An 8,398-nucleotide genomic window follows, 5' to 3' on the forward strand; every position below is an offset into this window, starting at 1 on the left:
GCTTCGATGGCCTTGGCCGGCGCGCCAGCGAAGAAATCGCTCCAGAAGCGGCGGCGGCGGTTGCCCTTCGGCAGTTTCTCCGCGGCGGCGCGGAACGACGCGGCAAGCGCCGCCAGCCGGCCGAGCGAAGGCGGCAGCATGCGGTCGATGCGGACACGCAGCATCTGCGCCAGAACCGGTCCGGCGCCCTCGGTGCCGATGGCAATCGCAACCGGCGCGCGGTTGACCAGCGCCGGGGTGAAGAAATCGCACACGTCCGGCTGGTCTACCGCATTGACCGGAATGCCCAACCGGCGCGCGTCCTCGGCGACGCGGCGGTCGAGCGCCTTGTCGCCACTGGCTGCGAACACCAGGGCGACATCCTGGAGATGCGCGGCCTCATAGGCGGCACCGATGTGAACGGCACCGGACGCGGCGACGAAGGCGAGCAGGTCGGGATCGGCGTCGTCGGCAATGATGCGCAGCGCCGCGCTCGACTGGGCGAGCAGCCGGGCCTTGGCAAGCGCCTCTTCGCGATTGCCGACGATGGCCACGGCTTCGCCGTCGATCCGCATGAAGACCGGGAAGGCATTGAGCTTGGCGTTGGCTGGCGACATGGCGACGAGCAATAGTGAAACAGTTTGGCAGTTTTACGCGGACTGGCCAAAAACCAGAAGGCAATCACTCGCGCGTCGCCGAACGGCAGGCAATCGCTTTTTCGCAGCCGCGAAGAGCAAGAGAAAAAAATTCTACTTTGAGAATGAGAGAGCCGGAACGGCGTGAGAAACCACGCTGATCTTTCGTGACTTTTACCATCGGCCCGGGAAAGCGGCAAAACAGTTTTTTCTAAATTCTACTAACTTAGTAGATTAAGCCGACCTTGCCGGTCGGCGCGCAACCTCGCCTGGTAGGAGCAGTTGAGAGTGCCACCGACACGTCGGAACAATCCTGCTCCGCGGCTCGTTTGGCTAGGCATCCATTCTGTCGATCCTGGGCTCGACCGGTCGGCACCCCGCAAGCAAAGGAGGAACACCATGAACATCAAGCTGAAGCACGGATTGTGGGTCGTCGTGGCCGATGGCGAAAAGGCACTCTTCCTGCGCAACCAGGGCGACAACAAGTTCCCGAACCTGGAGGTGGTGCACGAGATGGAGCAGGAGAACCCCGCGACGCGCGAGCAAGGCACGGACAAACCCGGCCGCCAGAGCAACGAAGGCCCCCGCAGCGCCGTCGAGGAGACCGATTGGCACCGTCTCGGCAAGGAACGTTTCGCTGTCGAGATCGCCGACCGGCTCTACAAGCTCGCGCATCGCGGCGCATTCGACGCGGTCGTGCTGATCGCACCGCCGCAGGTGCTTGGCGAGATGCGCCAGAAACTGCACAAAGAGGTGAGCGAGAAGGTGCAGGCCGAAATTCCCAAGACGCTCACCAACCACACGATTCCCGATATCGAGACCCTCTTGCAAGCGGCATAAGCGGCCGAGGCAAAGCAGCTTCGGGACCAAATGCGTTCCGCGACCGTCTCTTTGTCGGCGCGTCGCCGATTTCCCGGTTTGCACCCTGTTTCTAGGTCGATTTCTGCGCGGCGGCGGTTGCATGATCGCCGCTCCGTCCACCATATTGCCGAAGGCGACGGCCTCGGCGGGCGCCCATCCGAATCGTGAATTTTCGAAAGGCGCGCAAAAAGACAATGCCGCATGACACGCCCCTTATCGCCACCATCGTCGCCGGTCTGGGGCTGGCATTCGTCTTCGGGGCTTTAGCCAACCGTTTCCGCATCCCGCCGCTTGTCGGTTACCTCGTCGCCGGCGTCCTGGTCGGGCCGAACACGCCGGGCTTCGTCGCCGACGCCAGCCTTGCCAACGAGCTCGCTGAAATCGGCGTCATCCTTTTGATGTTCGGCGTCGGCCTGCATTTTTCGCTGAAGGACCTTCTGTCCGTCCGCGCCATCGCCGTGCCGGGCGCCATCGTGCAGATCGGCTTCGCCACCCTGCTTGGCGTCGGGCTTGCCTGGTTGCTCGGCTGGCCGCTGGGCGCCGGCCTGGTCTTCGGACTGGCGCTTTCGGTCGCCTCGACTGTGGTGCTCTTGCGCGCCTTGCAGGAACGGCGATTGATCGGGACCGAACGCGGCCGCATCGCGGTCGGCTGGCTGATCGTCGAGGATCTCGCCATGGTGCTGGCGCTGGTGTTGTTGCCCGCGCTCGCCGGCGTGCTCGGCGGCCGGGCGCAGGTCGATGATCATACGAGCCTGCTCTCGCTGCCCGCCAGCTACGGCATATGGGGCGTTGTCGGCATCACCCTCGCCAAGGTCGCCGCCTTCGTCGTCGTCATGCTGGTGGTCGGGCGCCGGGTCATTCCCTGGATCCTGCATTATGTCGCCCACACTGGCTCGCGCGAATTGTTTCGGCTTTCGGTGCTGGCTATCGCGCTCGGCGTCGCCTTCGGCGCGGCGAAGCTGTTCGGCGTCTCGCTGGCGCTCGGCGCTTTCTTCGCCGGCATGATCATGAGCGAGTCCGAGCTCAGTCATCGCGCGGCGGAAGAATCGTTGCCGCTTCGCGACGCCTTCTCGGTGCTGTTCTTCGTCTCGGTCGGCATGCTGTTCGACCCGCTCAGCCTGATCAGCAACGGCCTGCCGATCCTCGCCACCTTGGCCATCATCGTCGTCAGCAAGTCGTTCGCCGCCTTCGTCATCGTCATCGCCTTCCGCTATCCGATCGCCACCGCGCTGATGATTTCGGCGAGCCTTGCCCAGATCGGGGAATTCTCCTTCATCCTTGCCGAGCTTGGCGTCGGCCTAAAATTGCTGCCCGAACAGGGCCGCGACCTGATCCTGGCCGGCGCGATCCTCTCGATCCTGCTCAATCCGCTGATGTTCCTCCTTGTCGATTGGATGAAGCCGTGGCTGGAAAAGCGCGCCGGCAACACGGCACCTGTCGAAGAGCAAAGGCCGATCGGCCCGGCCACCGAGCCCGGCCAGATTGCTTCGGTCCAGGCAACGCTGGGAAAGGAAGACGGCCCGCCGCCCAAGACCGCGCTTGCCGGCCATTCCATCCTGATCGGTTACGGCCGCGTCGGCAGCCTCGTCGGCGTAGCGCTGAAGGAAGCCGCCCTGCCCTTCCTGGTGATCGAGGATGCCGACAAGACGCTGGCCAAGCTGCGTGACGACGGCATCGAGACAGTGGCCGGCAATGCCGCCAATGCGGATGTCTTCGCGGCCGCCAATCCGGAAGGCGCGAAGCGGCTGATCCTCGCCATCCCCAATGCCTTCGAGTCCGGCCAGATCGTGCTTCGAGCCCGCGCCGCCAATCCTGCGATCAATATCATCGCCCGCGCGCACTCCGACGCCGAGGTCGAGCATCTGAAAAGCCTCGGCGCCGACACGGTGATCATGGGCGAGCGCGAGATCGCGCGCGGCATCGTCGAGGTGGTAACCGGCAAAAACACCGGTGCGTCCGGGCCTGCCATGGCGATCAATCCACAGCCCGCTTGATGGGCGTCAAATTGTAAACGCGGAACCGCCATTCTGCGCGATATCGCTGAGATATTTCGCCGGCGGCTTGCCCAGCGCCTTCTTGAACATGGTGATGAAGGCGGTGACGGATTCATAGCCGAGATCGCCCGACACCCGCTGCACGCTGGCGCCGGCGGACAGTTCCCTGAGCGCCACGATCAGGTGCAACTGCTGGCGCCAGCGGCCGAAACTCAGGCCCGTCTCCTTGACGACGAGGCGCGCCAGGCTGCTTTCGCTGAGCGCCACCCGGTTGGCCCATTCCGCCAGCGTGCTGCGATCTGCAGGGTTGTCGGCCAATGCTTCCGCGATCCGGCGCAGCCGCGGCTCGGCCGAGATCGGCAAATGCAATTGCTGCACCGGCATGAGCGGCTCGGCGAGCAGGACCTTTCCCAGGAAGTCGCAGCGCGGGTCGTCCGGCGCGCATTCCGACAGCTCGATGATCACTTCGCGCAGCAGCGGCGAGATCGAAAGCGTGCAGCACCGATCCGGCAGGTCGGCGGCGCCAGGCTCGATATAGACGAAGAAAATCCGCGCATTCGCCGTCGCGATGTTGCTGTGTTCCATGCGGGTCGGCACCCACACGCCGCAATGCGGCGGCACCATCCAGAGCCCGGTCGGAACCCGACAGGTGACGGCGCCGCCGAGCGCGAAGACGAGCTGCCCCTTGCGATGCCAATGCGCGCGCACCTCGGCCCTGGTCTCGGTGACATCGACGCCAACGGCGATCGCCGGCGCAGCCACGTCGTCGACATCGAAATCTAGCCAGGGCCAGCGGGGTGGCTGTCTCATGATTGAATGTTTTTAGCGATCATTTGGCTGTATCTCTAGATTCTTCAGTCACGAAAGATAGGTTCGCGCCGATATCCTCGCAATCGATCGCGTCTCAGACGCCAATTCAAAGGTGGGCCATGCTCGCTCTCGCCATTTCTTCCGACAGCCCCAGCCGGCTGAACCTCACCGAGGCCGACGAGCCAAACTGCAATGCGAACGAAGCATTGGTCGCAATTCATGCAATATCATTGAATCGTGGCGAGCTGCGCCTGCTCGCCATCCGCCCCGACGGCTGGATCCCCGGCCAGGATATCGTCGGCATCGTGGAACGCGCGTCGGCCGACGGCTCAGGCCCGGCAAGGGGGCACGCGCGTCGCGGCCTTGGTCGACCAGGCCGGCTGGGCCGAACATGTCGCCGTTCCGACCGACCGTCTCGCCGTCATACCCGATGGCGTCAGCTTCGCGTCCGCCGCCACGCTGCCGGTGGCGGGCACGACGGCGCTGAGGACCTTGCGCCATGGTGGCGTTCTCGCCGGCCAGCGGGTGCTGATCACCGGCGCGAGCGGCGCGGTCGGTCGCTTTCAGATCCAGATTGCCCGCGAGCAGGGCGCCTCGGTGACCGCGATCGCCTCGGCCCGGCATCACGATGATCTTCGCGATCTGGGCGCCGGGCAGGTCGTCGAATCGATCGAACTAGCCGAGGGGCCGTCTTCGCTGATCACTGAGTCGGTCGGCGGCAAGAGCCTCGCCGCCGCGATCGAACGTGTGACACCCGGTGGCACCATCGTCATGTTCGGCTCGAGCAGCGGCGAACTCACGCCTGTAGGGTTTCGCCAGTTCGTTCCAGGCCACGAGGGCGCCAAGCTGCAGACCTTCGCCTATTACTCATCCGGCTCAGCCATCGGCGCCGACATCGCCGCCCTGCTCGATCTCGTCGCGGCCGGCAGGCTGAAAACCCGCGTGGCCATGACCGTGCCGTGGACGGACATCGGCCAGGCCCTGGACGCGCTCAGACAGCGCAGCTTCAGCGGCAAGGCCGTCCTCACTGTGGCTTGAAATCAGCCAGGTCAGACGTGCTGGCCGCCATTGATGTGGATTTCCGAGCCGGTCACGTAAGACGACTGGCCGGAGCACAGGAAGTAGATGATGTCGGCCACTTCCGAGGTGCCGCCCAGCCTTCTCAGCGGGATCGTCTCGACTATTCTGTCCGTGCCTGGCGACAGGATCGCCGTGTCGATCTCGCCCGGCGCGATCGCGTTGACGCGGATGCCATGCGGACCGAAATCATGCGCCATCTCGCGCGTCAGCGAGCCGAGCGCCGCCTTCGACGTCGCATAGGCCGTGCCGGCAAAAGGATGCACCCTCGTGCCGGCGATCGAGGTGACGTTGACGATCGAGCCCTTGGCGGCGGCGAGTTCTTTGAAAAGGCCCCTCGCCAGCATGATCGGCGCGAAGAAATTGACCTGGAAGACGTCGCGCCAGACATGCATCGGCGTCTCGATCGAGTTCATCCGGCTGCCGTCCTTCAGCTTCGGCGAGATGCCGGCATTGTTGACCAGCGCGTGCAGCTGTCCGCCATGCGCCTCGAGCCGGTGGCGGATCTCCGACACGGCGATGCCGACATCTTCCTGGTCGGCGAGGTCGACCTTGATGTGATCCTCGGGGCCGGCCGGCCACGGGCAATCCTCGGCGAAGGCCTGGCGCGAGCAGGTGATGACGCGCCAGCCCTCGCGCGAGAAACGCTTCACCGTCGCATGGCCGATGCCACGGCTGGCGCCGGTAAGCACGATGGTTTTTCTGCTGTCGGTTTCGGCCATGAACTTTGTCTCCGGCCGGACATGTAGCCGAAGGCGGCAATCATTGCGAGAGGGCGAGTTGCCGCCGCAGCGATGATCCCGGAATGTGGTTTCCGGTTTTCGGGATCGCGACGGAATAAAAGCTGGAGCCGTTCCGATCTGGCGAACGGGCTTCAACCCCCGCCCAGTATGTCGAGGATCGAGGTCTGCCGCCTTTTCTTCGGACCGCCGACATCGCCAGGCGGCACCGGATGCTTGATCGAGGCGGTCGATCCGCTGTCGCTGGGCATGTCGAAGCCCTCGGCATCGACCGTCTGGGCTGGACGCGGCTGGCGGGCGGGCGCCTGGGCAACGGGCTGCGATGGGGCGGCGGGCTGCGGCGACTGGCCGACGGCCGCGGGCGGCACGGGCGGCTGCGAGGCATCCGCCGACGGGATCTCGTCCGGCACGATCGTATCGGACGGCGTCGACTTCCAGGTGCCGGGCAGCGGCCTGACCGGCACGCCTTCATGCGCGGCCACCATGAATTCGTGCCAGGCCTGCGCCGGGAGCGCGCCGCCGGTGACCTTCTTCATCGGGCTGCCGTCGTCATTGCCGAACCACACGCCGGTGGTGAGATTGGCGGTGTAGCCGACGAACCAGGCGTCCCGCGAATTCTGGCTGGTGCCGGTCTTGCCGGCCGAAGGCCAGTTGAACGCCGCCTTCTTGGCGGTGCCGACCTCGACGGTACCGGTCATCATCGAGTTCATCATGCCCACGATATCGGCCTTGATGACGCGCGGCGCGCTGCCGGTGCTGCCCTCGTAGAGCACCTTGCCGTTTGCTGTCGTGATGCGCTGGATGAAGTGGATGTCCGGCTTGTAGCCGCCATTGGCGAAAGGCACATAGGCCGAGGTCAGTTCAAGCGGCGTCACTTCCGAAGTGCCCAGCGCGATCGAGGTGTTGGCCTGCAGGTCGGACTGGATGCCCATGCGATGCGCGGCCTCGACCACGGCGTCGGGGCCGACCTCCATGGTGAGCTGGGCCGCCACCGAGTTGAGTGACTTGGCGAGCGCCGTCGCCAGCGTGACCTTGCCGTAATATTTGCCGCCGTAATTGTCGGGCGTCCATTTGCCTATCTTGATCGGCGCATCGTTGCGGATGCTGTCCGGCGTGCGGCCGGCCTCCAGCGCCGCCATATAGACGAAGGGCTTGAAGGCGGAGCCGGGCTGCCGGCGCGCTTCCGAGGCGCGGTCGAACTGGCTGGTCGAATAATCATAGCCGCCGACCATGGCGCGCACCGCGCCGGAATCGTCGATCGACACCAGCGCCCCTTGGGTGACGTTGAGCTTCTTGCCGCTCTCGTCGATCAGCCGGCGGATCGACTGTTCGGCAAGCTTCTGCAGGTTGAGGTCGACCGTGGTGTCGATGACGATGTCGCCGCGCACGTCGCCGATCAGGTCGGGAAGCTCGTCCATCACCGTGTCGGCGACATAGTTCTCCGAGCCGGTCCAATAGGACGGCGCGCGCGTCGCCGGCGCGCTCAGCGCCGTCTTGTATTCCTTGTCGCTGATCTTGCCTGTCTGGCGCATGGCCGCGAGCACGAGTTGCGCCCGCTCCTCGGCCGCCTTCGGGTCGCGCGCCGGCGAAAGCTTCGACGGCGCCTTGAGCAGGCCTGCCAGCAGGGCTGCCTCCGAAAGCGACACGTCGCGCGCGCTCTTGCCGAAATAGCGCCGCGAGGCCGCCTCGACGCCATAGGCGCCCGAGCCGAAATAGACCCGGTTGAGGTACATTTCGAGGATCTGGTCTTTCGTGTGCTTGTGCTCGAGCCAGAGCGCCAGCAGCACTTCCTGGACCTTGCGCTCCAGCGTGCGGTCCGGCGTCAGGAACAGGTTCTTGGCCAGCTGCTGCGTCAGCGTCGAGCCGCCCTGCGAGAAATGCCCGCCGATGAGGTTGGTGACCATGGCGCGCGACAGGCCGATCGGGTCGATGCCGAAATGCGAATAGAAGCGCCGGTCCTCGATGGCGACGACGGCTTCGGGGATATAGGGCGACATTTCGTGCAGCCCGACGGCCTCGCCGCCCGACGCGCCGCGATTGGCGATCAGCGCGCCATCGACCGAGACGATCTTGATGTTCGGCGCGCGGTCAGGGACCGACCACGTCGTCGCCGCCGGCATCTTGGCGCCATAATAGACGACGACGCCGGCCGCCGCGATGCCGCCCCAGATGCACAGCACAAAGCACCAGTAGACCAGCCGAGTGGCGATGCCGAGCAATCCGCGTCGGTTGCGATCGCGGCCGCGGCCGCGATCGCAACCGACGCGGATTGCTCGGCATCGCCACTCGGCTGGTCTACTGG

General features: G+C 65.3%; 6 protein-coding genes and 1 pseudogene. 3 read left to right on the top strand and 4 right to left on the bottom strand.

The genetic code is table 11. The annotated features are described in order from the left end of the window. A partial coding sequence (locus EOA27_RS12085; protein WP_281059412.1) for an NAD(P)-dependent oxidoreductase occupies nucleotides 1-596 on the bottom strand: 596 nt, incomplete at its 3' end. A gap of 417 nt (nucleotides 597-1,013) precedes the next feature. On the opposite strand from EOA27_RS12085, the gene EOA27_RS12090 reads away from it, so the two are divergent. Then, nucleotides 1,014-1,454, top strand: a complete 441-nt coding sequence (locus EOA27_RS12090; protein WP_126081174.1) for a host attachment family protein — start codon at nucleotides 1,014-1,016, stop codon at nucleotides 1,452-1,454. Between the two features lie 215 nt (nucleotides 1,455-1,669). Further along, the gene (gene ybaL / locus EOA27_RS12095; protein ID WP_245466930.1) at nucleotides 1,670-3,469 is read left to right on the top strand and encodes a YbaL family putative K(+) efflux transporter; all 1,800 of its coding nucleotides are present in this window, start codon (nucleotides 1,670-1,672) and stop codon (nucleotides 3,467-3,469) included. A 6-nt stretch (nucleotides 3,470-3,475) separates the two neighbouring features. Here the strand turns inward: ybaL and EOA27_RS12100 are convergent, their stop codons facing one another. Further along, nucleotides 3,476-4,279, bottom strand: a complete 804-nt coding sequence (locus tag EOA27_RS12100; RefSeq protein WP_127256281.1) for a helix-turn-helix transcriptional regulator — start codon at nucleotides 4,277-4,279, stop codon at nucleotides 3,476-3,478. A 119-nt stretch (nucleotides 4,280-4,398) separates the two neighbouring features. Here EOA27_RS12100 and EOA27_RS12105 point away from each other — a divergent pair. Further along, a pseudogene (locus EOA27_RS12105) lies at nucleotides 4,399-5,317 on the top strand (zinc-binding dehydrogenase). An 11-nt stretch (nucleotides 5,318-5,328) separates the two neighbouring features. On the opposite strand, the gene EOA27_RS12110 reads toward EOA27_RS12105, so the two are convergent. Both EOA27_RS12110 and EOA27_RS12115 read right to left on the bottom strand, forming a co-directional pair. Then, on the bottom strand, nucleotides 5,329-6,078 hold the full coding sequence (locus EOA27_RS12110) for an SDR family oxidoreductase (protein WP_126081172.1): 750 nt from the start codon (nucleotides 6,076-6,078) through the stop codon (nucleotides 5,329-5,331). Nucleotides 6,079-6,230: 152 nt separating this feature from the next. Continuing rightward, a partial coding sequence (locus tag EOA27_RS12115) for a transglycosylase domain-containing protein (RefSeq protein ID WP_189562011.1) occupies nucleotides 6,231-8,398 on the bottom strand: 2,168 nt, incomplete at its 5' end.

Origin of the sequence: Mesorhizobium sp. M2A.F.Ca.ET.037.01.1.1 (genome assembly GCF_003998075.1) — a bacterium.
In the GTDB taxonomy this organism is placed as follows: Bacteria; Pseudomonadota; Alphaproteobacteria; order Rhizobiales; family Rhizobiaceae; genus Mesorhizobium.

What these genes read in the sequence shown, in the direction of transcription:
- ybaL (WP_245466930.1), top strand. Translation starts at nt 1,670, where the DNA reads ATGCCGCATGACACGCCCCTTATCGCCACCATCGTCGCCGGTCTGGGG.
- EOA27_RS12110 (WP_126081172.1), bottom strand. Translation starts at nt 6,078, where the DNA reads ATGGCCGAAACCGACAGCAGAAAAACCATCGTGCTTACCGGCGCCAGC.
- EOA27_RS12100 (WP_127256281.1), bottom strand. Translation starts at nt 4,279, where the DNA reads ATGAGACAGCCACCCCGCTGGCCCTGGCTAGATTTCGATGTCGACGAC.
- EOA27_RS12090 (WP_126081174.1), top strand. Translation starts at nt 1,014, where the DNA reads ATGAACATCAAGCTGAAGCACGGATTGTGGGTCGTCGTGGCCGATGGC.